General features: G+C 63.0%; 21 protein-coding genes and 1 tRNA gene. 15 read left to right on the plus strand and 7 right to left on the minus strand.

The features are described from left to right. Positions 1–190 precede the first annotated feature (190 nt). Positions 191–1,930 carry a gamma-glutamyltransferase gene (gene ggt / locus JT360_RS11045; RefSeq protein WP_214471625.1) on the plus strand — a complete coding sequence of 580 codons (1,740 nt, stop codon included), beginning with the start codon at positions 191–193 and terminating at the stop codon, positions 1,928–1,930. 51 nt (positions 1,931–1,981) lie between these two features. Here ggt and JT360_RS11050 read toward each other — a convergent pair whose 3' ends face one another. Beyond that, on the minus strand, positions 1,982–2,323 hold the full coding sequence (locus JT360_RS11050; RefSeq protein WP_250888719.1) for a hypothetical protein: 342 nt from the start codon (positions 2,321–2,323) through the stop codon (positions 1,982–1,984). Between the two features lie 455 nt (positions 2,324–2,778). Between JT360_RS11050 and JT360_RS11055 the strand changes: the two genes are divergently transcribed. Genes JT360_RS11055 through JT360_RS33540 form a run of 3 tightly spaced genes read left to right on the plus strand, consistent with a single transcriptional unit; the run spans position 2,779 to position 5,910 of the window. Beyond that, on the plus strand, positions 2,779–3,654 hold the full coding sequence (locus JT360_RS11055; RefSeq protein ID WP_214471626.1) for an ABC transporter substrate-binding protein: 876 nt from the start codon (positions 2,779–2,781) through the stop codon (positions 3,652–3,654). Positions 3,655–3,667: 13 nt separating this feature from the next. Further along, positions 3,668–5,695, plus strand: coding sequence for a Fe(3+)-hydroxamate ABC transporter permease FhuB (gene fhuB, locus JT360_RS11060; RefSeq protein WP_250888720.1), 2,028 nt, complete (start codon positions 3,668–3,670; stop codon positions 5,693–5,695). Between the two features lie 20 nt (positions 5,696–5,715). Next, on the plus strand, positions 5,716–5,910 hold the full coding sequence (locus tag JT360_RS33540) for a hypothetical protein (protein ID WP_250888721.1): 195 nt from the start codon (positions 5,716–5,718) through the stop codon (positions 5,908–5,910). 36 nt (positions 5,911–5,946) lie between these two features. Here the strand turns inward: JT360_RS33540 and JT360_RS11070 are convergent, their stop codons facing one another. Together JT360_RS11070 and JT360_RS11075 are read right to left on the minus strand one after the other, a co-directional pair. Continuing rightward, the gene (locus JT360_RS11070) at positions 5,947–6,396 is read right to left on the minus strand and encodes a hypothetical protein (protein WP_250888722.1); all 450 of its coding nucleotides are present in this window, start codon (positions 6,394–6,396) and stop codon (positions 5,947–5,949) included. Between the two features lie 283 nt (positions 6,397–6,679). Further along, entirely contained in the window at positions 6,680–7,120 is a 441-nt protein-coding gene (locus tag JT360_RS11075; RefSeq protein WP_214471628.1) for a hypothetical protein, read from the minus strand. 336 nt (positions 7,121–7,456) lie between these two features. Between JT360_RS11075 and JT360_RS11080 the strand changes: the two genes are divergently transcribed. Continuing rightward, the gene (locus JT360_RS11080) at positions 7,457–7,873 is read left to right on the plus strand and encodes a hypothetical protein (protein WP_214471629.1); all 417 of its coding nucleotides are present in this window, start codon (positions 7,457–7,459) and stop codon (positions 7,871–7,873) included. 264 nt (positions 7,874–8,137) lie between these two features. Then, positions 8,138–8,452 (plus strand): nuclear transport factor 2 family protein, encoded by a 315-nt coding sequence (locus tag JT360_RS34055; protein ID WP_352127126.1) that lies wholly within the window; start codon positions 8,138–8,140, stop codon positions 8,450–8,452. Here the strand turns inward: JT360_RS34055 and JT360_RS11090 are convergent. From JT360_RS11090 to JT360_RS11100, 3 genes are all read right to left on the minus strand, one after another. Beyond that, a complete protein-coding gene (locus JT360_RS11090) occupies positions 8,348–8,932 on the minus strand; it encodes a DUF6538 domain-containing protein (RefSeq protein WP_214471632.1) in 585 nt (194 codons plus the stop codon). The genes JT360_RS34055 and JT360_RS11090 overlap by 105 nt on opposite strands. Before the next feature lie 86 nt (positions 8,933–9,018). Continuing rightward, positions 9,019–9,094: transfer RNA gene (locus tag JT360_RS11095), tRNA-Phe, on the minus strand. Between the two features lie 342 nt (positions 9,095–9,436). Beyond that, positions 9,437–10,309 (minus strand): helix-turn-helix domain-containing protein, encoded by an 873-nt coding sequence (locus tag JT360_RS11100; RefSeq protein ID WP_214471633.1) that lies wholly within the window; start codon positions 10,307–10,309, stop codon positions 9,437–9,439. A gap of 104 nt (positions 10,310–10,413) precedes the next feature. Here JT360_RS11100 and JT360_RS11105 point away from each other — a divergent pair, with 104 nt between their 5' ends. From JT360_RS11105 to JT360_RS11125, 5 genes are all read left to right on the plus strand, one after another. Next, positions 10,414–11,685, plus strand: a complete 1,272-nt coding sequence (locus tag JT360_RS11105) for an ABC transporter substrate-binding protein (RefSeq protein WP_214471634.1) — start codon at positions 10,414–10,416, stop codon at positions 11,683–11,685. Positions 11,686–11,835: 150 nt separating this feature from the next. After that, positions 11,836–12,696, plus strand: a complete 861-nt coding sequence (locus JT360_RS11110) for a carbohydrate ABC transporter permease (RefSeq protein ID WP_214471635.1) — start codon at positions 11,836–11,838, stop codon at positions 12,694–12,696. After that, the gene (locus JT360_RS11115) at positions 12,693–13,529 is read left to right on the plus strand and encodes a carbohydrate ABC transporter permease (RefSeq protein WP_214471636.1); all 837 of its coding nucleotides are present in this window, start codon (positions 12,693–12,695) and stop codon (positions 13,527–13,529) included. Before JT360_RS11110 ends, JT360_RS11115 begins: the two co-directional genes overlap by 4 nt. Positions 13,530–13,537: 8 nt before the next feature. After that, entirely contained in the window at positions 13,538–14,617 is a 1,080-nt protein-coding gene (locus JT360_RS11120; RefSeq protein WP_214471637.1) for an ABC transporter ATP-binding protein, read from the plus strand. 35 nt (positions 14,618–14,652) lie between these two features. Then, complete coding sequence (locus JT360_RS11125) at positions 14,653–16,680, plus strand: aldo/keto reductase (protein ID WP_214471640.1); 2,028 nt, start codon at positions 14,653–14,655, stop codon at positions 16,678–16,680. A 114-nt stretch (positions 16,681–16,794) separates the two neighbouring features. On the opposite strand, the gene JT360_RS11130 is transcribed toward JT360_RS11125, so the two are convergent. Beyond that, positions 16,795–17,667, minus strand: a complete 873-nt coding sequence (locus tag JT360_RS11130) for an AraC family transcriptional regulator (protein WP_250888723.1) — start codon at positions 17,665–17,667, stop codon at positions 16,795–16,797. 244 nt (positions 17,668–17,911) lie between these two features. Between JT360_RS11130 and JT360_RS11135 the strand changes: the two genes are divergently transcribed. The 4 genes from JT360_RS11135 (at position 17,912) to JT360_RS11150 (ending at position 23,825) form a co-directional block, all read left to right on the plus strand. Then, on the plus strand, positions 17,912–19,378 hold the full coding sequence (locus tag JT360_RS11135; RefSeq protein ID WP_214471644.1) for an alpha-glucosidase/alpha-galactosidase: 1,467 nt from the start codon (positions 17,912–17,914) through the stop codon (positions 19,376–19,378). Between the two features lie 104 nt (positions 19,379–19,482). Then, complete coding sequence (locus tag JT360_RS11140; RefSeq protein ID WP_214471645.1) at positions 19,483–21,564, plus strand: ABC transporter substrate-binding protein; 2,082 nt, start codon at positions 19,483–19,485, stop codon at positions 21,562–21,564. Positions 21,565–21,677: 113 nt separating this feature from the next. Next, complete coding sequence (locus tag JT360_RS11145) at positions 21,678–22,685, plus strand: ABC transporter permease (protein WP_214471646.1); 1,008 nt, start codon at positions 21,678–21,680, stop codon at positions 22,683–22,685. Continuing rightward, complete coding sequence (locus tag JT360_RS11150) at positions 22,686–23,825, plus strand: ABC transporter permease (RefSeq protein ID WP_214471647.1); 1,140 nt, start codon at positions 22,686–22,688, stop codon at positions 23,823–23,825. Positions 23,826–23,832 lie beyond the last annotated feature (7 nt).

Genomic DNA, 23,832 nt, shown 5'->3' on the forward strand with positions numbered 1-23,832 from the left:
TTCTCCCCGTCACTATACGGGGAGAAGTGCCCGGCAGGGCGATGAGGGGCGGCGCCGACCTGGGATATTTCCGATCCCTCGGACGGCAACCGAAGCGGAGGCCGGATGAGGAGCCGTTAGCTACTTCAATTGTTATTGGACTAATTCGCTCCGACGGTCTTTCCTAAGCATCCCCCCAAGGAGCTCCGCCATGCCTCTCACCCGCCGGACGCTGATCGCCGTCAGCCTTTCGCTCGCTTTTGCCTTAACGCCATCGGCCGCCCTCTTTGCCGCCTCGCCGGCGCCTGCCAAGGGCGAGCACGGCATGGTGGTGACGGCCCAGCATCTTGCCTCGGAAGTCGGTGTCGAGGTGTTGAAGAAAGGCGGCAATGCCGTCGATGCGGCGGTCGCGGTCGGCTATGCGCTGGCCGTCGTCTATCCCAACGCCGGCAATATCGGCGGCGGCGGCTTCATGACCATTCGCTTCAAGGACGGCAAATCGACCTTCCTCGATTTCCGCGAGCGTGCGCCGATGGCGGCGACCAAGACCATGTATCTCGACAAGGACGGCAAGCCGGTAAAGGGCGCGAGCCTCGACGGCTATCTCGCCGTCGGCGTGCCGGGCTCGGTGGCGGGTCTCGAAATGGCGCGTGAAAAGTACGGCCATTTGTCCAGGCAAGATCTGATGGCGCCGGCTATTGGCTATGCCAAGGATGGTTTCGTCCTCAACCAAGGCGATGCCGCGTCTTTTGCCAGCAATGCGGAGCGGCTGGCCAAGGACCCCGCGGCCGCCGCCATTTTCTTGAAACCCGACGGCCAGCCCTATGGCATCGGCGAGCGGCTGGTCCAGTCCGACCTTGCCGCCTCGCTCTCCGCGATTTCCGAGAAAGGCCCTGATGCGTTCTACAAAGGCGCCATCGCTGACGCTATCGTCAAGGCCAGCGGCGCCAAGGGCGGCATCCTGGCCAGGGCCGATTTCGAGCAATATGCGGTGCGCGAACTCAAGCCGGTGACCTGCACCTATCGCGGCTACGAGATAACGTCCTCGCCGCCGCCAAGCTCGGGCGGCGTCATCATCTGCGAAATTCTGAATGTGCTCGAATTCTATCCGCTGTCCTATCTCGGCGCCGGTTCGGCCGAGACGGTGCATGTCATGGTCGAGGCGATGCGCCATGCCTATGTCGACCGCAATTCGGCGCTCGGCGATCCCGATTTCGTCGACAATCCGGTCTCGAAGCTGCTGGACAAGGCCTACGCCAAGGACATCCGCGGCAAGATCGACCCGTTCCGGGCCGGCGTTTCGCAGGATCTGATGCCGAAGGGCTTTGGCGAATCGAAGGAGACGACGCATTATTCGATCATCGACAATGACGGCAATGCTGTCGCCGTCACCTACACGCTGAATGGCTCCTTCGGCGCCGGCGTCGTCGCCGACGGCACCGGCATCCTGCTCAACAACGAGATGGACGATTTTACCCAGAAGCCCGGCGTGCCCAATCTCTATGGCCTGGTCCAGGGCGAGGCCAACGCCATCCAGCCGAAGAAGACGCCGCTGTCATCGATGAGCCCAACCATCGTCGCCAGGGACGGCAAGCCGTTCATGGTCATCGGCAGTCCGGGCGGCTCGCGCATCATCACCATCACGCTGGAAGCCATCGTCAACGTCATCGACCATGGCATGAACATCCAGGAGGCGATCGACGCGCCCCGCATTCACCACCAATGGCTGCCCGACACGGTTTATGTCGAGCCGTTCGGCCTGTCGCCGGACACAGAAAAACTGCTCGCGGGCATGGGCTACCACCTCGATCTCGGTGATTCCACCTGGGGCCAGGCGGCCGGGATTCTGGTCGGCGGCAAGAGCCTGGCGGAAATCGAGAAGGGCGGCGGCGCGCGCTACAACGGCGCCATCGACAGCCGCGCGGCATCGGGTGAGGCGCTCGGATACTGATACCCGGACGGACTTTTGAACGGCCCCTAGCTCACGATCTGGCAGAGGCCATCACGTAACCAGCGTGATGGTCGACGCGATCAGCATCAGGGCAGCGATGCCGACGAACAACGCGTAGATGCGCGGCCGGTCGAGCAGAAGCGCATTTCCCGAAATCCAGGCCGATGTGGCGCCGCCGAGTGCGAAGAGGAACCCGTTGCGATGGCCGAAGGTCATCGACGCGGCCATCAGCCCGCCAATGATCAGGGCGCCGAACACGATGATCACAGCGACCGCGTATTTCTCGAAATCGTTGCTGCCGATCCCAGGTCCGATCGCGTTCAGATTTGGCAGGTCGTCTGGATCGAAGGGGTTGGCCGACCCGTATTCGTCTTGACCGATCGATTCTCGCATCACTCGTTCTCCGCTGACCGGCAACAAACCATCAACACTTGCCGAGTGCAACCCGATCGCACGCCCCTCTCCGTGTTGACCGTCATCTTCAACACGTTCCGGCCCTGCTTGTCACCGCTTTTTCGGGCACCTGGCTCGAATGCAACAGGCGTCCGGGCTCGGATAGCGCGCCACCATCCCGTTCAACATGGACCATCTTCGCGGTGAAAAGATGATGCCGCCGATCAATTCAGCGCGGCACGCCCTGCTTGGCTGCGGCGGGGAGTCGCAGCGCCCGGCATGGGTCCGACAAATTGTTGAGCCCCGGATTTATCTTCAATGTTGACTATGAAAGTCATGTTTCATAGTCAAGCCGTATTGGCCTTTCGAGGCCAGAGTCCGCGGACAGGCATGCCACATTGGAAACAGACCAGGAGATCAGCCCAGCAGGGACGGCCAATCCATCGCGTGCTCGGATGACCCGGCGCGGCGCGCTTGCGCTGTTCGGGCTACCCTTGGCCGCAACCGTGCCATGGGGGGCGCAGGCGAAGCCGCTGCGCATCGTCTGCCTCGATGATGGGCTGGCGGAGACCTTGCTCATGCTCGGCATCACGCCGGTCGCCGTCGCGGACCGCGAGGTTTGGGAGAAGTGGGTGGTCGAGCCGCCACTGCCGCCGCAGGTTGCCGATATCGGCACGATCCTGGAGCCCAACCTCGAATTCCTGCAGCAGCTTCGCCCCGACATCATCCTCTCCATTCCTTATCTCGACGGCATCAAGCCGCTGCTCGAGCGCGTGGCGCCGGTGACGACGATCGGCATCTACACGCCGGAGGGCCAGCCTTATCAGCGCGCCATCGAGGCGACCCGGCAACTGGCGGCACTCGTCGGCAAGGAAAGCGAAGGCGAAGCGCTGATCGCGGCGACAGAGGCGCATTTCTCTGATGTCAGGCAGAGGCTGGCGCCACTTTCGGCGCGGCCGATCTACGTCGTCAACTTCCTCGATCCGCGCAATGTGCGCGTCTATGGCGAAAAGAGCCTGTTTCAGGCGGTGTTCGACCGCATCGGCGTCCGCAACGCCTGGACCGGCGAGACCAATTACTGGGGATTTGCAGCCGTCGGCATCGACGGGCTGGCAACGTCTGATGACGCGCGCCTCGCCTATCTCGAACCCCTGCCCGAAGGGGCGGGCGGCACGCTGACGGACAGCCCGGTCTGGAACGCCATGCCGTTCGTGCGCAACCGCTCGATCATGCGCCTTGCCCCGGTACTGATGTTCGGCACACTGCCTTCGGCGAGCCGTTTCGCCCGGCTGCTGGCCGAGGCGCTGATGGCGGAGCCCGCCGGTGGCTGAGCGGGAGGCAATCTTGTCCGACGACGCCAGCCTCGCCCCCGCTCATGCGTCGTCGTCTGGCATATCAGGCAAATACCCCATAGGCGCGATCCTGCTTTGTGCCGTGCTGCTTGGCGCGGCCGGCGCCGCGACCTTCTCCAACATGATCGTGCAATTGCCGCCGGCACTCTGGCTCGATGCGCTCGCAAGCCCCGACATCGACGACATGCGGCAGGTGCTCGTCCATTACGCGTTTTTGCCCCGGCTTGCTGTCAGCCTTCTCTGTGGCGCGGCCCTCGGGCTGGCCGGAACGGTGCTGCAGCAGGTTCTGCGCAATCCGCTCGCCTCGCCCGAAACCGTGGGCGTTTCGGCCGGCGCCTATCTGGCGCTGGCGCTGGCGACGCTACTTGCGCCGTCGCTGCTTCCCTTCGGTCGCGAATGGGTGGCGCTTGCCGGCGCCTTCACGGCCCTTGCCGCGGTCTTCGCGCTTTCCTGGCACAAGGGCCTGTCGCCGCTTGCGGTCGTGCTGGCCGGGCTTGTCGTCAGCCTCTACGCCGGTGCCATTGGTGCGGCCCTGGTGGTGCTGCGGCATGAATGGCTGGCCAGCCTGTTCATCTGGGGCGCCGGTTCGCTCGGCCAGCAGGAGTGGACGACGACGCTGTGGCTCCTGCCGCGCCTCGGCGCTGCCGCGCTGGCGATCGGCTTGATGGTGCGGCCGCTGACCTTGCTCGGCCTCGACGACGAAGGCGCGCGCAGCCTCGGCGTCCCGCTCGGCGCCTACCGCTTTGCCGGACTGGCGGCTGCGGTCGCCTTGGTCGCTTTTGTCGTCGCCGCCGTCGGCGTCATCGGTTTCGTCGGCCTCGCCGCCGCGACCCTGGCTCGCATCGGTGGCGCCCGCCGGCTCGGCCAGCAGCTGGTGATGGCGCCGCTGATCGGCGGCGCCCTGCTGTGGGCCGCCGATCAAGGCGTGCAGGTCGCGACCGGGCCGCAAGGCGACCTGCTGCCGACCGGCGCGTTGACAGGGCTTCTCGGCGCGCCGCTGCTGCTCTGGCTGCTGCCGCGCCTCGCCCTTGGCGCCGAAACGCTTGCGCTCGGTTCGCAGCGTCTGCCGCGCGCCCGTCGTCCCGGCCTCGTGCTGGCGGCGATCGGCGGTCTCCTGCTTCTGCTGCTCGCGCTGGCCTTGCTTTACGGGCCGGGACCGCATGGCTGGACATTCGCGTCCGGCGACCAACTGCAGCCCTTGCTGTCCTGGCGGCTGCCCAGAGTGTGCGCGGCCCTTGCCGCCGGCGCCATGCTCGCGCTGGGTGGGCTGATAATGCAGCGCCTGACCGGCAATCCGATGGCCAGCCCCGAAGTGCTCGGCATCAGCGCCGGCGCCGCGCTCGGCATGATGATGGCGCTGTTCACGTTCTCCGATGCCGGGCGTCCGGCGCAGACCGCGGCCGCCACCATCGGCGCCTTCGCCGCCCTGCTGGTGACATTGGCGATCGGTCGTCGTGCCGCCTACGCGCCGGAGCGGTTGCTGCTTGCCGGTGTCGCCCTGACGGCGCTGTTCGACGCGCTGATCCTGGTGCTCACCGCGACAGGCGATCCGCGCGCCATGCTTTTGCTCAACTGGCTCACCGGCTCGACCTATGGCGTCGACGCGGGCTCGGCGCTTTTGACCTCGGCGACAGCCTTTTGCCTGTTCCTGGCAGCACCGCTCCTCATGCGCTGGCTGGACATGCTGCCGCTGGGCTCCGCCGCGGTACAAAGCCTTGGCGTCAACCTCGGGGCGACACGGCACCTGGTGCTTTTGATGGTCGCCGCACTCACCGCCGCCTCGACCCTCGTCGTCGGGCCGCTGACCTTCATCGGGCTGATGGCGCCGCACCTTGCCCGCCGCCTCGGCCTGTCGCGCGCGCTGCCGCAGGCGATCGGCGCGGTGCTTGCCGGCGCGCTGATCATGGTCTGCGCCGACTGGATCGGCCGCACCGCCATCTTCCCGCGCCAGATTCCGGCCGGCATCGTCGCCACGCTGATCGGCGGCCCGGTGCTGATGTGGCTCTTGCGCCGCCGCTGATTTTGTCCCCGGAGAGTGCCATGACCGCCCCGAAGGCATCGCCCGCTTTGATCGCCGACACGACCACCCACGATCTTGTTTCCAAGGGCGGGGGCGATCCCTGGCGGGTCTTCATCCATGCCGGCGAGAACCACATGTCGATCCTGCTGGTAACGGTCAATCGGGCAGTGCAGGCGGCGTTTGCGGTGAGGGGAAGGGAAACCGCCCTTTGCTGAACGCATGCTCGGCAAGACGGTTGGCGCGTCGCGCCATCATTCCTGTGAAGGGGAGGCGCTCAATCGACGATAGGGGACGCCATCGAAGCTCGCCGTCACAAAATCCGTGACGGACATCTTGCGCTTGCGTCCGTCGCTGCAGGCGTAAACCGGCCAACCGGCATCGCTGCATTCGCTGGCAGCGCAGAGACGCGCCAGGCAGTTGCCGATAGTCAACCGGAAGCCGCCCTTGCCGGCGAAGCCCTGCAACAAGCTGCCGTCCGCCGAGCGCCATGTCCGCGCACGGAATTCCGCCCGCAAATGCAATGGTTCGAGAGCGACCGCAAGATTGGTTTCGCCGGCACGCCCTGCGAGCTGCAGACGCAAGCGCGCCATTGCAGTCGTGTATGCGGTCACAAGGTCCGATTCGCGAAAATAGGCGATCGCCAGGTTGGAGCGGTCAAGCAGATGAGACATACGCTCGCTTGCCGCGACCGGCGTCAGCAAGGCAACAAAGGCAAGAAAGGCGAAGCAAGCTCGCGACATTTTCCAGCAGCCATATCGATCTCGGCGTGCCGGTTTGCCCCCGGTTGCCCTCCAGTAACATCCCGCCAATCGGCGCCCTGCGCAAGCCGCTTGCTGAAGGCAGTCCATAAGGCGGCCGAGTGTGCATTTCACAAGCCACCAAGTAACAGCGCCTGGAGACGGTGACCCGCGTCTACGAATTTGCGCGGGCGATGGCGAGGTGCAGGCGGCATTGCCGCAAGGAGGAACACCAAGCCAGCGTTCCTCAGCTGGCGCGAGCCGGCGGCAGTTCGAACAAATTGGCGCCGTTCTCCTGGCCGCGCTCGACATAGCCGATGACGCCGAACCATCTGGCGACGTCAGGTCCCTTGAGCCAGCTGCGCGAATGGATGGGAAGGTTGCCGGCGAGCGCCTGGATATGCCGGATATGCCGCCTACAGAAGCGGACGGTTGAGGCCCGGAAGAAGTCCTCCTGCGCCGCAAACAGCGTATCGGCGGCATCGCTGTTCTCATGCCAGGCGATGATCGCCACGGCCTTGTCGCCCTCGACCAGCGCGTGCGCGCGGCCTTCCTTCAAATTCATCATCAGATTGTCGTAGGCGATCTTGCTGTCCTTGCCGGCCGCCGCGTACTCGTCCGACATTCGCTTGGACAGGCCATGAAAGACATCCTCGAGATCCCCGAGCGTCGCTGCACGTGCTCTCATCTCACCTCCTGCAGCCCCATGGGGAAGTTTGCCCTACGGTTGAGGGGTCGCCAAGCAAATTGAATTCGGATGTGCGTCGGTAACAGCAAAGTCGTTTCGCACGGCGGGTCGCATGGTGCCGGCCTGTCAAAATGACGGGGGTCGTCTGGGGATGAACCTATTCGGAAAAATGGTGCCCAGAGGCGGATTGCGCTCGCGCCCTCGTTAACCATTGATTCTTATGCCTTTTTTTGCGTCATGTCCATCCTTTGTTGCACAGGCCTGTGACACAGTCTTGCCTAGGGGGTGACCGAGACTACTTCGGATACGCAAGCACGAGCCGACTGGAATCACCAAATGCTCAAACGGCCCAAGCTAGAAGAACTCCTCTTCGTCGTGGCAAAGATCACCACCCAAGAGGTTCAGATCGGGAGCAGCGGCGACGGTTCGCTAAAGTATCCGAGACATATCGGAACATACATTGAACTTTCAGGTTCGCTTGAGACGCCACTGAAAGGAACCTCACCGATCGCTATCTCGGTCTCTGAGCTTGAGGGCTCTTTGCAAGACGCCGGCTTCAAGCCAGGAATGATTAATTCTGTGAAGCCCGTCGTTCGCTGTTCCATTTGGGTCGATCAAAAGATTGCTGGCCGATTGGTGACGCTCATTGCTGCGAGGCGATTGACTGACTTTTATGCGCATATCGAACCGCCCCGTTACGGGCGGGGCTGGGTGCATAGCTGGTCATTGATGACTGCGCCGGAGGAGGGCTAGGGTCAAACCGAATCACTCTGAACGACTGAGTTCGACTTGTAGCTGACCCTCCTCGAAGGCATCTGGTGCACGTGCACCGCGGCGGGTGTATGTTGCTGATATGAGTTGGGCCGACGCCCCTTCAGCGCTCACGCGAACAAATAGGGTCGGGATCAGCAACGGGAGGAAGTTATGGCAGACGTGACGCCAAGAAATCAGAACTCCGAGCTCGTACGGCGCGGTTATGCGGCGTTCAACGCAGGAGATGTGGACACGCTCACGCAAATGATCGACGAGTCCTGCACTTGGCATAGTCCGGGGAAGAGTTCGTTCGCCGGAGACTACAAGGGCCACGCACCAATTTTTGGCCACTTCGGCCGGTTGGGGAGCGAAACTCAAGGGACCTTCAAATCCAACCTTTTGCAAGTAACGGAGAGTGACGACGGATCGGCGGTCGCCGTCCATCGCGATACCGGGGAGCGGAACGGCAAACGCCTAGATGTGCTCTGTTGCATCGTCTTTGACATCAAGAACGGCAAGGTGATGGACGGCCGGGAATATATCTATGACCTCTACGCGTGGGACACGTTCTGGGCCTAGCATCGCAGGCGACACGGGACCGCCGAGCTTCTTGACGATGGACGCATAGCCCGCCTCCAAAAGGTCAAGGTCCAAGCTGTCGTCGCGCTCGACAGTGCCGTCCGCATTCTGCACGAAGGAGATGGTACTGCGGTGATCGTAATCGCTCGCCCACGCACGGTAGAGCTCGCCAGAAAGGGCCACGGCTTGACGATGCGTGAGTGCGACCGGCCTGTCCTCCCGCAGGGATCGGAAGATTTGCTCCAGATATGCCGCTGCGTCCGCCTGCCGGCTCTTCACCGTGCTGGGGTCGCCGGTCTTCAACGAGAAGCGAATGCTTTCGGTCTTCGGTGTGATGGTGACGAACGCCGTCTCTTCGCCGATCGGAACAGCCAGCTTCATGCCGACCATGCGATCTCGCAGGTCAGCGGGGATGCGCTGAACAAATTGCTGCTTGGAGGAACCTGTTCGCTTCACGGGACGGACCACCCGATAGAGCATAGTTGCACACCTTTGTAACACAGTGAGGCGAGCGCAACATGCTGATTTGGCTTATCTTCTCGATCTTGTTGGGATGACAAGAAAAATGGTGCCCAGAGGCGGATTCGAACCACCGACACGCGGATTTTCAGTCCGCTGCTCTACCAACTGAGCTATCTGGGCCTGTTCCGGCAACCAAATTGCGTTGTCCGGATTTCATGAAGGCGCCCGTGGGCGCCCCTTGAAAGCGCGTGGGTTATAGCACGGGAATTCGGCCTGTCCAGCGCCTAGGTGGCGATTTCAGACAGGAAATGAGATGCCGTGCGACGGGTGCCTTTCCATGCTGCTTTCATCCCGGAATAGCGCCCGGCCCGTGCTGTTTCCGCCCTCGTAGTCCTTGCCCCACGCCACCATAGCGGATTGCCGATAGCGGGACCTGCTTTTTAGCCGGCAATCGAGACGCGACAATGCCGAGATGCGGGCAAGGTGTTCGCATCGCTGGCCAAGCCTCAACCGGCCGTCGCGCTATCTGGCGCCGGCCAGGCCTTTGCGGAAGTCGGAGGGGGTCATGCCGGCCAGCTTGCGGAAGGATTTGTTGAAGGCGCTGAGCGAGCCGAAGCCTGAGTCCATGGCGACGCGCAGCACATTGGCGTCCTGATGCATCAAAAGCGCCTGCGCGTAGCTCAGCCGCAAAAGGTTGACATATTCGTTGAGCGTCATGCCGGTCGATTTCTTGAACAGGCTCATGGCGTATTTGGGATGGATGTCGGCGGCGGCCGCTATGTTCACGCAATCGATGTCATAGAGGAAATTCTCGGCGATGAAATCGCACATGCGCCCGACATTGCGCGACGACTGCTGGTCGAAGGGGCTGCCGGCTTCCTGCCCGGCCGCCGTTCCGGGCACCAGCCGGTAAGGCTCGAACCGTACCCGTTCCAGCCGCAGCAAAAGCTCGTTGACGGCATGCTCGGCCTTGGCCGGGTCGCCCGAGCGGGCATAGCGGTTCCAGCGGTCGAAATTGTCGTTGTCGGATTGATCGGTGGCGCCGGTCACCAGGGTAGCACCCGTCATCAGCCGGTGGCGAATGTCCGCCGGCAGGTGTAGCCGGAAGAAATGCACCAGCGGCAGATGCGCGCCGGCATAGATAGCGTCGTCGCTCAGATCGTCCATCTGGTGCGGCAGGCCACCCCAGAACAGGCACATCTCGCCGGCCGAAAGCGAAATCTCGTGCTCGTTCATGCGGTAGTGCACGCTGCCGCGGACGATGAAATTCACCTCGACCTGGGCATGCCAATGCGGCTTGAGCATCACCAGGGGCGCGGTGTGAAACATCTGCAGCAGCAGCGGCAGGCCTTCCACACTGCTGGCGCCCGGCTGGTAAAACGGCCGTTCCGGCATCTTACTTTCCGCCAATTCCGTATTCCCTTTGTCGGGGACAATCCGTCCGCGCCGCATAGTCTAGCCCGGCTCGCAGAGAGAGCAAATGAAATGGGAGGATTTCAATGCGCATCACACTGTCCTGCGCCGCGCTCGCGCTTGCCCTGGGCTCAGCCCCGGCCTTCGCGCAATCCGGCGAAATCACGATCTGGAGCTGGAACATCGCGGCTTCGTCGCTGAAGTCAACGATTGCCGGCTTCAACAAGCTGCATCCCGACATCAAGGTCACGGTCCAGGATCTCGGCAACCAGCCGACCTACGACAAGTCGATCGCCGGATGTGCTGCCGGCGGCGTCGGCCTGCCCGACATCGTCACCATCGAGAACGGCGAGGCCGAGAATTACTGGAGCCAGTTCCCCGATTGCTTCGTCGACCTGCACACGCTGGGCTATACGGCGGAAGACCAGAAGAAATTCCCCGACTTTAAACGCACCGAGCTCGAGGTCGGCGACAAGGCCTATGCGATGCCCTGGGATTCCGGCCCGGTAGCGGCCTTCTATCGCCGCGACTTCTACGAGAAGGCGGGTGTCGATCCGGCCTCGATCAAGACCTGGGACGATTTCATCGCTGCCGGCAAGAAGATCCAGGCCGCCAATCCGGGCGTCTCGATGACCAATGCCGATTTCAACGGAGATAGCGAATTCTTCCGCATGATTTCCAACGAACAGGGCTGCGCCTATTTCTCCGAGGACGGCCAGTCGATCACGGTCAACCAGCCCAAATGCGTCGACGCCATGACCAAGCTCAAGGAGATGAAGGACGCCGGCATCGTGTCGTCCGCCGACTGGGGCACCAAGATCACCAACAACACGGCGGGCACCGTCGCCACCCAGGTCTATGGCGGCTGGTATGAAGGCACCATCCGCACCGAATCGGCCGGGGAGAACGGCAAATGGGGCGTCTATCTGATGCCGAGCCTCACCGCCGACGGCCCGCGCGCGGCCAATCTCGGCGGGTCGTCGCTGGCCATCACCTCGGCCTCGAAGAACAAGGAGGCGGCCTACGAGTACCTGAAATACACGCTTGGAACCAATGAAGGCCAGATCACGATGCTGAAGGAGTTCGGCCTCGTGCCCTCGCTGGTGTCGGCGCTGAATGACCCCTACGTCTCGCAGGGCCTGCCCTATTGGGGTGGCCAGGCGGTATGGAAGGATATTCTGGGCACCTTGCCCAAGGTCGTCCCCAGCCGTGGCACGCAGTTCCAGAGCGACGCCGAGATCATCGTTCGCGCGGTGCAGACCAAATACCTCGCCGGCGGCTATGCCGACGCCAAGGCTGCGCTCGACGATGCCGCCAGCCAGATCGCGGCGGCGACCGGACTGCCGGTCAAATCATAACCTCCCAGACGGGGTCCGGGCAGGCATGTGCCACCCGGACCCGACCGCGGCCTCATCGCGGGACGTGTGACATGTTGCATGTTCCCGCGGACCGGTGCCCGCTGGTTGCGAGCCACAGCTAGAAACCTCGACAGAAGAAGGAGGAAAAAGATGCGCAACCGCAACGCCACCGCCTATCGTTTCCTCGCCCCCTATCTCCTGATCTTCTCCGTCTTCTGGGTGTGGCCGATCATCTCTTCTTTCATGATCTCGTTCCAGGCGACCCGCACCGTGCCCTGGCGGTTCGCGCCTGGCTTCAACTGGGGCCGGCTGATTGGCGATCCGGCCTTCTTCAACGCGCTGAAGAACACGCTGCTCATCCTCGTCATCCAGGTGCCGGTGATGATCGCGCTGGCGATGGTGATGGCGGTGCTTTTGAATTCGCCGCTCCTGAAGGCGAGGGGACTTTACCGCTTCGCCTTCTTTGCTCCGGTCGTCGTCGGCGAGGTCGCCTATTCGGCGGTGTTCCGGCTGATGTTCAGCCTCGATTTCGGCATCGTCAACAAGCTCCTGAACAGCATCGGGCTGCCCAAGATCGACTGGTTCTCCAATGTCACGCCGGCCATGGCGCTGATCATGATCGCGGTCACCTGGCGCTGGGCCGGGTACAACGCCATCATCCTCCTGGCGGGCATGCAATCCATTCCCGAGGACGTCTACGAGGCGGCGACGCTCGACCGTGTCAGCAAGCTCAAGCAGTTCTTCTACATAACCGTGCCGCTGTTGAAGCCGGTCATCGTATTCTGCACTGTGCTGTCGATCATCGGCACCATGCAGCTCTTCACCGAGCCGTTCCTGATCACCGAGCGCGGCGGACCGGGTGGCGGCACCGAGACGCTTGGCCTGCTGCTCTACCGCCAGGGTTTCCGCTCGCTCAATTTCGGCTACGCCTCGGCCGTCGCCTACACCATGGCGGCGCTGGCGATCGCCATCACGCTGGTGCAGCTGTGGCTGACGAGGGAAAAGCAATGAGTTCGCTCTCCTCCGCTCGCCTGAGACGCAGCATCGCACTGCATCTTTTCCTCACGCCGCTGGCGCTGATCTGGCTGTTTCCGTTGTGGATGATGGTGGTGTTCTCGACCATGCCCGACAACGGCATCTTCAGCCCCGGTATCGAGCTCCTGCCGCACGGCAATTTCCTCGACAATTTCCACAACCTGCAGCGCGACACCGACTTCGTCGGCGCTATTCTCATCTCCGTCTCGGTGGCGGTGACCTACACTGTCCTGTCGGTGCTGTTGACGTCGATGGCCGGCTGGGCGCTGGCGCGCTACAAGTTCTTCGGCAAGGGCGTGGTCGTCGCCATTATCCTCGGCACCATCACGCTGCCCTATGCGGTGGTGCTGATCCCGCAATTCATCATGGTGGCGCGCGACTTCCAACTCGCCAACACCTGGGTGGCGCTCATCGTGCCGCCGCTGTTCAATTCGCTCGGCGTCTTGTTCATGCGCCAGAGTTTTTCCATGATGCCGGACGATTTGTTCGACGCCGCGCGCGTCGAAGGCGTGAAGGAGTGGCGCATTTTCCTGTTCGTCGCGCTGCCGCTGGCGCGGCCGATGCTGGCCGCGCTCGCCATCATCCTGTTCCTCGCCTCCTGGAACAATTACCTCTGGCCGCTTTTGATCAACAGCCAGCCCGGTTCGATGACCGCGCCCGTGGCGCTCGGCACGCTGATCGGCCTGACCAAAGTGTCGTGGGGCGGCATCATGGCGGGTGCCGTGATGCTCACCGTGCCGATGCTGATCGTCTTCGTGCTCCTGCAGCGCCATTTCATCGCCGGCATTGCCGCCGGCGCAGTCAAGTAAGGGGCAGCATGGCACCGGTCACGCTCAACAATGTCGCCAAGCGCTTCGGCGCCTTCGAGGTCGTCCACGGCGCCAACATCGACATCAAGGATGGCGAGTTCGTCGTCTTCGTCGGCCCGTCCGGCTGCGGCAAGTCCACCCTGCTCAGGATGATTGCCGGGCTCGAGGACATCAGCGGCGGCGAGATCGCCATCGGCGGCAAGGTGGTCAACGATGTCGAGCCGGCCGACCGCGGCATTGCCATGGTGTTCCAGTCCTACGCGCTCTATCCGCATATGAGCGTCGAGCAGAATCTTTCTTTCGGCCTGCGCATGACCGGCAATCCCAAGGCCGACACCGACCGGCGGGTGAAGCGCGCGGCCGAAATCCTGCGCATCAGCGAACTGATGGACCGGCGTCCGAAGAAACTCTCCGGCGGCCAGCGCCAGCGCGTCGCCATCGGCCGCGCCATCGTGCGCGAGCCGCAAGTGTTCCTGTTCGACGAACCGCTCTCCAATCTCGACGCCGAGCTTCGCGTCCAGATGCGGGTCGAGATCTCGCGCCTGCACAAGGAACTCGGCACCACCATGGTCTATGTCACGCACGACCAGACCGAGGCGATGACGCTGGCGGACCGGATCGTCGTGCTGCGCGCCGGCCATATCGAGCAGATCGGCCCGCCGCTCGAACTCTACGAAAATCCCGACAATTTGTTCGTGGCGGGGTTTGTCGGTTCGCCGAAGATGAACTTCATCAAGGGCCGGATCGTCGGGCGCGACGCGCGTGGTGTGTTGGTTGAGCTGGCAGGCCAGGAGAAGACCCGTATCACGCAACCGCTGACTGGCACCGCACCCGAGGTCGGCAGCAAGGTCATTGTCGGCGTGCGGCCGGAACATTTCGGCGATGCCGGAGAAGGCGACGCCGACCTCGTTGTCGGCATCGACGTGATCGAGCACCTGGGCGGCACGAGCTTTCTCTATGCCCGGACGGTCCATGGCGAAGACGTGGTGATCCAGCGCGACGCGGCCAAGGTACCCGAAACGCCCGAAATCACCGCTTCCATCCGCAAATCCTACCTGTTCGACGACAAAGGGCTGCGGCTGCGCTGACCGTCCGCCCCTTCCAGCCTTCAAGGAGAATGACAATGACCGCAACCACGCCCATTCGCTGGGGCATTCTCGGCCCGGGCAGCATCGCCCAGGCCTTTGCTGGAGGCGTGGCCGCTTCGCGCACCGGAAGACTGGTCGCCATCGGCGCACGTAATCCCGCCAAGCCGGGCCTCGCCGAGAGTTTCCCCGGCGCCCGCATCGTCGACGGCTACGATGCCCTGCTCGCCGATCCAGACGTCGATGCGGTTTACATTTCCGTCCCGCATCCCGGCCACGCGCAATGGGCGATCCGGGCGGCGGAAGCGGGCAAGCATGTGCTGTGCGAAAAGCCGCTGGCGCTGACCGCCTTCGAGGCCGACGCCATGATCCACGCGGCACGCAAGGCCGGCACCTTTCTCGGCGAAGCCTTCATGTACCGGCTGCATCCGCAGACGCTGAAGCTGGTGGAGTTGATCAAGTCAGGCGTCATCGGCGAGGTCAGGATGATCAAGTCGAGCTTCGGTTTCGCCATGCCGGGCTTCATGCCGGAGCACCGGCTCTACGCCAATGATCTGGCCGGCGGCGGCATTCTCGATGTCGGCGGCTATCCCGTCTCGATGGTCCGGCTGATTGCCGGGGCGGCGGCAGGCCTTCTCTTTGCTGAGCCGGACAAGGTGGTTGGCGCGGCTCATCTTGGCCAGTCCGGCGTCGACGAGTGGGCCTCGGCGCTGCTGCATTTTCCGGGTGGCATCGTCGCCGAGGTCTCCTGCAGCATCTCGCTCAACCAGGACAATGTGCTCAGGATTTTCGGCACCAAAGGCCGCATCGAAGTGCCGGATTTCTGGTTCGCCGGCGGCAACCGCGATGTTGGGCTCGGCCACATCGACGTAATCGGCGCGGACGGGTCGCGCGAGACCGTGACTGTCAACGAAAAGCGCCATGTCTATTCCTTCGAGGTGGACGGTGCCGGCGAGGCCATCCTTGCCGGGCGGCAGGAGTTCGCCTCGCCGGGCATGGACTGGGCCGACAGTCTCGGCACCTTGCGCGTCCTCGACAGATGGCGCGCCGCCGTCGGGCTGGAGTATGAGATCGAAAAGGCGCCGCTGCGCACCAACACCATCTCCGGCCGGCCGCTGCGGTCCGGCGGCACCGCGATCGGCAGGCGCGCCATTCCGGGCCTGGCGAAGCCGGCATCTATAGTGGCGCTCGGCTTCGAGGACTTCCGGACCTTCTCCTCGGGTTCGATCCTGCTCGACGCGTTTTTCGAGGCCGGCGGCAATCTCTTCGACACCGGCTATGTCTACGGCGCCGGCTACACCGAGACGCTGCTTGGCCAGTGGCTGAAGAACCGGGGCGTGCGCGAGCAGTCGGTGGTCATCGCCAAGGGCGCGCATTCGCCGCTCTGCTATCCCGACGTTATCGGCAAGCAGCTGGCCCAGTCGCTCGACCGCCTGCAGACCGACCATGTCGATATCTATTTCATGCACCGCGACAATCCGGACGTGCCTGTCGGCGAGTTCGTCGATGCCATGGATCGTGAGGTGAAGGCCGGCCGCATTCGCGGTCCGTTCGGCGGCTCGAACTGGACGATGCAGCGCATGGACGAGGCGATTGCCTATGCGCAGCGTACCGGCAAGCAGAAGCCTGGCGCGCTCTCCAACAATTTCTCGCTGGCCGAGATGCTGGAGCCGATCTGGGCGGGTTGTGTCACCTCTTCGACCGATGAGTGGAAAGCCTGGCTGACATCTAGGCAAATGCCGAATTTCGCCTGGTCGAGCCAGGGGCGCGGCTTCTTCACCGACCGCGCCGGGCGCGACAGGCGTGACAATGAGGAACTGGTGCGGGTCTGGTATTCGGAGCGCAATTTCGGCCGCCGTGACCGGGCGATCGAGCTCGCCGCCAGACTGGGCAAGAGCCCGATCCATATTGCTCTGGCCTATGTGCTCAATCAGCCTTTCCCGTCGGTTCCGTTGATCGGGCCGCGTACGCTGGGCGAACTCGACGACAGCCTGCAGGCGCTGAACATCGCGCTTTCGCCGGCCGAACTCGAGTGGCTGGATGGCAGCAGTCTCCGGGCTGCCTAGAGCAATTCCAGGAAAAGTGTGAAACGGTTTTCCGTCCGGAATTGCGTCAAAACAAAGAGTTAGAGCGGTTTGCCGTTTCCATTAAACGGGGAACTGCTCTAAGCATCCCCGGCGTCAGGTCTCGTCCGACACCCTGATGCCGCCCCTGGCCGGGGTCCGCAAGCTGGCATACATGCCAGTGGTGCGGAACTGGCTGGGTGTCGTGCCGTAGAGGCGGCGGAAGACCTTCGAAAAATAATTCGCGTCCTCGAAGCCGCACAGGATGGCGACTTCCTTCACCGGCAGGAAGTCCGCCTTGGTCAAAAGCTTCGCCGCCCTTTGCAGGCGCTGCTGCAGCACGAACTCGGCGGGCGGCAAGCCTTCGCTCTCGGCAAAGCAGCGCGAGAAATGAGCCCGGCTGAGGCCACTGATCTGGACCAGGTCGGCCACCGGCAGCGGTCTGTCGAGATGGGCGTTGATATGGTCGATGACGGGCTGCATGGCGCTCTGTTTCTCGGCAAAGGCATGGGAGCCGAAGACATCGTCATAGAGCGCCATCGCGGCCTCGTAGGCTATTGCCGAAGCGGCACCCGGTGACGCCGCCCCGTTGATGAGGCGCAGGCTGCAATCGGCAAGGTGGTCGATCGTCGTCGGCTGCAGCCGGAACACCGGACCGGAGACGCTCAGGATCGATTTGTGGATGCGCAGCGCCTCCTCGCCATTCATCGAAATCCAGAAATATTCCCAGCGTTCGTCCCTGGCCAGCCAGTAGCGATGGTTGTGCGGCACTAGCACCAGCAGCGTGTCGTTCTCCTGCAGGCGGTAGTTGCGGTTTTCGTAGCGCAGCCTGCCGGTTCCGCTGATCGTGTGCTGGAGGACGGTGAATGGCGTCTGGCCGCGTTTGCGCCCGTCCCAGTCGTAGATCTCGCCCTCGCGCACTTCATAGCCGGTGCTTGTCGGCATGGCATGCAGGCGCTGGCGGCCGCGCGGCAGCGAGATCGTACGCATCGATTGTCCGTTGGCGATCAAATCTTGCAGCACAAAATTACCCTTGAAAGCATAATCCTTCTCTGGCCGCGCTCGCCAATATGCGCATAATCCCGCCTCGAAGAACGCGAAGAACCCGCGGTCAAGGAGCGGGCGGGAGGAGAAAAGCCGGATTCCGGCTTGATTGGCGCGCATGCCTTGGCATGTCGCCATATCCTCCCTTGTTGCTCCTTGCCTAGCATTCGATCGGATCGAGGTGAAGGTGATGAGTTTCAAAATCGCTATTATCGGCGCCGGCAGCGTCGGTTTCACCAAGAAGCTGTTCACCGACATCCTGTGCGTGCCCGAATTCAAGGACATAGAATTCGCGCTGACCGATCTCAGCGAGCACAATCTCGGGATGATCAAGGCGATCCTCGACAGGATCGTCGAGGCGAACGGATTACCGACCAGGGTGACGGCGACGACGGATCGCCGCAAGGCGCTCGAAGGCGCGCGCTATATCATAAGCTGCGTGCGGGTCGGCGGCTTGGAGGCCTATGCCGACGACATCAGGATCCCGCTGAAATATGGCATCGACCAGTGCGTCGGCGACACGATCTGCGCCGGCGGCATCCTCTATGGCCAGCGCAACATCCCGGTGATCCTCGATTTCTGCAGGGATATCCGCGAGGTCGCCGACACCAACGCCAAGTTCCTCAACTATGCCAATCCGATGGCCATGAACACCTGGGCGGCGATCGAGTACGGCAAGGTCGATACGGTAGGGCTCTGCCATGGTGTCCAGCACGGCGCTGAGCAGATCGCCGAGGTGCTGGGCGCGAAGTCCAGGCACGAACTCGACTATGTCTGTTCCGGCATCAATCACCAGACCTGGTTCATCGATTTGCGGCTGAACGGCCGCAAGATCGGCAAGGACGAACTGGTTGCCGCCTTCGAGGCGCATCCGGTCTATTCCCAGCAGGAAAAGCTGCGCATCGACGTGCTGAAGCGCTTCGGCGTCTATTCCACCGAAAGCAACGGCCATCTTTCCGAATATCTGCCCTGGTACCGCAAGCGTCCCGACGAGATCACGCGCTGGATCGACATGTCCGATTGGATCCACGGCGAGACCGGCGGCTATCTCCGCTATTCCACCGAAACCCGTAACTGGTTCGAGACCGAATATCCGCAATTCCTCGAAGCCGCGTCGAAGCCGATCGATCCGGCCAAGCGTTCCAACGAGCATGCCAGCCACATATTGGAAGCGCTGGAGACCAACCGCGTCTATCGCGGCCATTTCAACGTCAAGAACGACGGCGTGATCACCAACCTGCCGCGGGACGCCATCATCGAGTCGCCCGGCTTCGTCGATCGTTTCGGCATCAACATGGTCGCTGGCATCACCCTGACGGAAGCCTGCGCGGCCACCTGCATGGCCTCGATCAATGTCCAGCGCATGTCGGTGCATGCCGCGATATCAGGCGACATCGACCTGCTGAAGCTCGCCGTGCTGCATGACCCGCTGGTCGGCGCTGTGTCGACGCCGGAGGAAGTCTGGCAGATGGTCGACGAAATGGTCGTCGCCCAGGCGGCCTGGCTGCCGCAATATGCGCACGCGGTTCCGGCGGCGAAAGAACGGCTGTCGAAATCCGCGGTCAAGACCCGCGAATGGGCCGGTGCCGCGCGGCGCAACGTGCGCTCGATCGAGGAGTTGCGCGCCGAAAAGGCGGCGCTGAAGCAGACTGGCTGAAAACCCGGGAGCTGCTGCGGATCCATGGGAGGCAGGTCCGCCGCAGTCAGCCGCTAAGGCAGAAGACAAGCAGCAGAAAAAGTTTGAACACGAGGGAGGAGATAATGAAGAACCTACGCAGCATTGGCATTGCCGCCGGACTGGCGCTGAGCGCCTCCGTTCCGGCGCTTAACGCTTTCGCTTCCGAACCGACGATCTCGCCGACGCCGGCGACCTTTCCGGCCGAGGGCAAGATCAAGTTCGTGGCGCGCGACTCCATCCTGGAGTTCAAGGCTTTGCCGGAATATCACGAGCCGGACTGGGTCACGGAAAAATACGTCAAGGCCGGCAAGCTGCCGCCGGTCAAGGACAGGCTGCCCAAGGAGCCGCTGGTGTTCAAGACGGCCAACATGCCTAACGGCGTTGGCGTCTATGGCGATACGATGCGCCATGTCATCGGCGGGCGGCCGGAAGGCTGGAACTATGGCGCCGGCCAGACGCAGGGTTGGGGCGGCATCGATATCGGGCTTTCCGAGTGTCTGACGCGCACCGCGCCGCTGTTCCAGGTCGAGGCCAAGGACACCGAACCGCTGCCGAACCTCGCCAAAAGCTGGGATTGGTCGAGCGATGGCCACAAGCTGGTCATGCATTTGGTCGAGGGCGCGAAATGGTCCGATGGCGTGCCCTTCAACGCCGACGACGTCATGTTCTACTGGGACGACGAGGTCATCGACCCGAACGTCTCGCCGCTTAATGGCGCGACGCAGGAAACCTTTGGTGTCGGCACGACGCTGAAGAAGATCGACGACTACACCGTCGAGTGGACCTTCAAGGATGCCTTCCCGAAACAGTACCTCTACGCCATGGCCTACGGCACCTTCTGCCCCGGGCCTTCACACATATTGAAGCCGCAGCATCCGAAATATTCGAAGAACACCTACGACCAGTTCAAGAACGCCTTCCCGCCGGAATATATGAACATGCCTGTGATGGGCGCCTGGGTGCCGGTCGAATACCGGCCGGACGACATCATCGTCATGCGCCGTAACCCCTACTACTGGAAGGTCGACGAGAAGGGCAACCAGCTGCCCTATCTCAACGAACTGCAATACAAGCTGTCGACCTGGGCTGACCGCGACGTCCAGGCGGTCGCCGGCTCGGGCGATTTCTCCAACCTGGAGCAGCCGGAAAACTTCGTCGCCTCGCTGAAGCGCGCGGCGGAGGCGAACGCGCCGGCACGCCTGGCCTTCGGCCCGCGGCTCATCGGCTACAATCTGCGCCTGAACTTTTCCGCCAATGGCTGGGGCAACCCGGACGAGCGCGGCCAGGCCATCCGCGAGCTGAACCGCAACGAGGATTTCCGCAAGGCCGTCACCATGGCGCTCGACCGCAAGGCGCTTGGTGACTCCCTGGTCAAGGGGCCGTTCACCGCCATCTATCCCGGCGGCTTCTCGTCTGGCACCAGCTTCTATGACCGCAAGTCCACCGTCTACTATCCCTTCGACCTCAAGGGCGCCAAGGCCGAACTTGCCAAGGCCGGCCTCAAGGATACGGACGGCGATGGTTTCGTGAACTTCCCGGCCGGCACCGCCGGCGGCAAGAATGTCGAGATCGTGATGCTGGTCAACAACGACTACGGCACCGACAAGAGCCTCGCCGAAGGCGTTGTCGGGCAGATGGAGAAGCTCGGGCTCAGGGTGGTGCTCAACGGGCTCAACGGCACGCAGCGCGATGCCGCCAATTACTCCGGCCGTTTCGACTGGCTGATCAGGCGCAACGAAACCGAGCTGACCTCCGTCGTGCAGAACACCGAGCAGCTTGCGCCGGTCGGCCCGAAAACCAGCTGGAACCATCGCGCGCCGGAAAGCGGCGAGGTCGATCTGATGCCATTTGAGAAGGACCTTGTCGATATCGTCAACAAGTTCGTCACGACGCAGGACAACGATCAGCGCGCCGATCTCATGAAGAAGTTCCAGAAGATCTCGACGGAGCATGTCTACAATGTTGGCCTGACGGAATATCCGGGCGCGCTGATCGTCAACAAGCGCTTTTCGAACATTCCGCAGGGCACGCCGATCTACATGTTCAACTGGGCCGAGGATTCGATTGTCCGCGAACGGGTCTTCGTCGCGGCCGACAAACAGGCGAAATACGAACTGTTCCCTGAGGAGCTTCCCGGCAAGCCTGGAGACAAGGGCCCAATGTAGGTTTACCTCCCCTGACTGAGCAACACCCGGCCGCGCTGATGGCGCGGCCGGGACAAACCAACCCCCGAACGCCCCAAGCGGCGCGTCCGGCGAGATGAGGAAGCGGACCGTCCATGTTGCGATTCCTGCTCATGCGCATAGCGTCGGCAATACCGGTCCTTGCCATTTTGAGCCTCGTCACCTTCGCCATCATCCAGGCGCCGCCGGGCGACTATGCCGACTATATCCGCTCGCAGCTGATCAACCAGGGCGGAGCTTCCTTCGCCGAAGCCGACGCGCAGGCCCAGGCCTACCGCGTCGAGCATGGCCTCGACAAGCCGTTGCCCGTCCAGTATCTCAACTGGATCGGCGGCATCGTCACCCGCGGCGATTTCGGCTACAGCCTCTACTACAACAAGCCGGTGGCCGACGTCGTGGGCGAGCGCCTGCCGCGCACGCTCATCCTGGCGCTGGTCTGCCATCTGCTCGCCTCGGTGCTTGGCATCACGTTCGGCATATGGGCGGCGACCCGGCAATACACCTGGATCGACTCGACGCTGTCGGCGATTTCCTTCCTCGGCATGACGGTGCCGCGCTTCCTGATGGCGCTGATCATCGTCTATCTCCTGGTCTTCCAGTTCAACGTGTCGGAGATCGGCTCATTCTTCTCGCCGCAATATGGCGGCGCGCCGTGGTCGTGGGCCAAGTTCGTCGACCTGGTCAAGCATGTCTGGCCGGTGGTGGCGATCGCCACCTTCGGCGGGCTCGCCTACAATATGCGCGTCATGCGCGGCAATCTGCTCGATACGCTCAACGCGCAATATGTCGAGACGGCGAGAGCCAAGGGCCTGACCGGCAGCGCCGTCGTCATGCGCCACGCCGTACCCAATGCGCTGCATCCGCTCGTCATGTATCAGGGCGTGGTGCTGCCCTACATGCTCACCGGCGAGATCGAGACGGCGATCATCTTTGCATTGCCGACCGTCGGCCCGGCGATCGTCGGCTCGATGGCGGTCGGCGATGTCTATGTCACCGCCACCTTCATGATGGTGCTGTCGGCGACGCTGATCGTCGGCAACATCATCGCCGACATCCTGCTCGTCCTGCTCGATCCGCGCATCCGTCAATTCGGGGAGGGCTAGATGCTGGCGCGCGATCCGTCACCCCCACCGCTGCCGGCCGAAGGGCCCATCATCACCAAACCGGCACGCGGCAATGAGAGCTACATGGCGCTTGTCTGGCGCCGGCTGAAGCGCTCCTGGACCGGCATGGCCGGACTTTGGCTCGTCGTACTGCTGCTGGTGATGGCCGTGTTCGCCGAATTCCTGGCGCCGATGGATCCGAAGGCGACCGATGTCGGTTTCGCCCCGCCGCAGCTGCCTTCGTTCCACGACAGGGACGGCAATTTTGTGGCGCGGCCGAGGGTCTATGCGCTGGCCGACTCGGCCGACCTCGATCCGGTCACCTTCCAGCCGATCGTCGGCCCCGACTACGATCATCCGAGGCTGCTCGGCTTCTTCGTCGAAGGCGCACCCTACAAGCTCTTCGGGCTGATCCCGGCAGACCGGCATTTCTTCGCCTCGACGGACGGGCAACCGGTGCATTTCCTCGGCACCGACAAGTTCGGACGCGACGTGCTGTCGCGCGCCATCCACGGCTCGCGCGTGTCGCTGATGATCGCACTGACGGTCGTCTTCATCATCACCGTCATCGGCACCACCGTCGGCATGGTTTCCGGCTATTTCGGCGGCAAGTTCGATGTCTGGATGCAGCGCTTCGTCGAACTGGTGCTCGCCTTCCCGCAACTGCCGCTCTACCTGGCGCTGACGACGCTGATCCCGGTCACCGCCCCTACCAACGTCTTCCTCGCCTTCGTCATCATCGTCATGTCGGCGTTGGGCTGGGCGCAGATGTCGCGAGAGGTGCGCGGCAAGACGCTGGCGCTGGCGCGCATCGAATATGTGCGCGCCGCCATGGCGGTCGGTGCCACCGACCGGCGCATCATCCTGCAGCACATTTTCCCAAACGTGATGAGCCATGTCATCGTCGCGGTGACGCTGGCGATCCCGACGGTGGTGCTGCTCGAATCCTTCCTTGGCTTCCTCGGCTTCGCGGTGAAGCCGCCGCTGATCTCGTGGGGGCTGATGCTGCAGGACACCGCGACCTACTCCGTCATCGGCACTTATCCCTGGATACTGTCGCCGGTCGGTTTCGTGCTCGTCACCGTCTTTGCCTTCAACGCGCTGGGCGACGGCCTGCGCGACGCCGTCGATCCGTATTGAGGGGCCA

This window comes from Mesorhizobium sp. dw_380 (assembly GCF_018588885.1).
In the GTDB taxonomy this organism is placed as follows: Bacteria; Pseudomonadota; Alphaproteobacteria; order Rhizobiales; family Rhizobiaceae; genus Mesorhizobium.

Excerpts from the sequence above, each read along its gene's own strand:
- ggt (WP_214471625.1), top strand. The coding sequence starts at position 191 with ATGCCTCTCACCCGCCGGACGCTGATCGCCGTCAGCCTTTCGCTCGCT.
- JT360_RS11135 (WP_214471644.1), top strand. The coding sequence starts at position 17,912 with ATGAGTTTCAAAATCGCTATTATCGGCGCCGGCAGCGTCGGTTTCACC.
- JT360_RS11115 (WP_214471636.1), top strand. The coding sequence starts at position 12,693 with ATGAGTTCGCTCTCCTCCGCTCGCCTGAGACGCAGCATCGCACTGCAT.
- JT360_RS11105 (WP_214471634.1), top strand. The coding sequence starts at position 10,414 with ATGCGCATCACACTGTCCTGCGCCGCGCTCGCGCTTGCCCTGGGCTCA.
- JT360_RS11150 (WP_214471647.1), top strand. The coding sequence starts at position 22,686 with ATGCTGGCGCGCGATCCGTCACCCCCACCGCTGCCGGCCGAAGGGCCC.
- JT360_RS11050 (WP_250888719.1), bottom strand. The coding sequence starts at position 2,323 with ATGCGAGAATCGATCGGTCAAGACGAATACGGGTCGGCCAACCCCTTC.
- JT360_RS11125 (WP_214471640.1), top strand. The coding sequence starts at position 14,653 with ATGACCGCAACCACGCCCATTCGCTGGGGCATTCTCGGCCCGGGCAGC.
- JT360_RS11145 (WP_214471646.1), top strand. The coding sequence starts at position 21,678 with ATGTTGCGATTCCTGCTCATGCGCATAGCGTCGGCAATACCGGTCCTT.
- JT360_RS11080 (WP_214471629.1), top strand. The coding sequence starts at position 7,457 with ATGCTCAAACGGCCCAAGCTAGAAGAACTCCTCTTCGTCGTGGCAAAG.
- JT360_RS11055 (WP_214471626.1), top strand. The coding sequence starts at position 2,779 with ATGACCCGGCGCGGCGCGCTTGCGCTGTTCGGGCTACCCTTGGCCGCA.
- JT360_RS34055 (WP_352127126.1), top strand. The coding sequence starts at position 8,138 with ATGATCGACGAGTCCTGCACTTGGCATAGTCCGGGGAAGAGTTCGTTC.
- JT360_RS11090 (WP_214471632.1), bottom strand. The coding sequence starts at position 8,932 with ATGCTCTATCGGGTGGTCCGTCCCGTGAAGCGAACAGGTTCCTCCAAG.
- JT360_RS11075 (WP_214471628.1), bottom strand. The coding sequence starts at position 7,120 with ATGAGAGCACGTGCAGCGACGCTCGGGGATCTCGAGGATGTCTTTCAT.
- JT360_RS11140 (WP_214471645.1), top strand. The coding sequence starts at position 19,483 with ATGAAGAACCTACGCAGCATTGGCATTGCCGCCGGACTGGCGCTGAGC.
- JT360_RS11100 (WP_214471633.1), bottom strand. The coding sequence starts at position 10,309 with ATGCCGGAACGGCCGTTTTACCAGCCGGGCGCCAGCAGTGTGGAAGGC.
- JT360_RS11120 (WP_214471637.1), top strand. The coding sequence starts at position 13,538 with ATGGCACCGGTCACGCTCAACAATGTCGCCAAGCGCTTCGGCGCCTTC.
- JT360_RS11110 (WP_214471635.1), top strand. The coding sequence starts at position 11,836 with ATGCGCAACCGCAACGCCACCGCCTATCGTTTCCTCGCCCCCTATCTC.
- JT360_RS33540 (WP_250888721.1), top strand. The coding sequence starts at position 5,716 with ATGACCGCCCCGAAGGCATCGCCCGCTTTGATCGCCGACACGACCACC.
- JT360_RS11130 (WP_250888723.1), bottom strand. The coding sequence starts at position 17,667 with ATGCGTACGATCTCGCTGCCGCGCGGCCGCCAGCGCCTGCATGCCATG.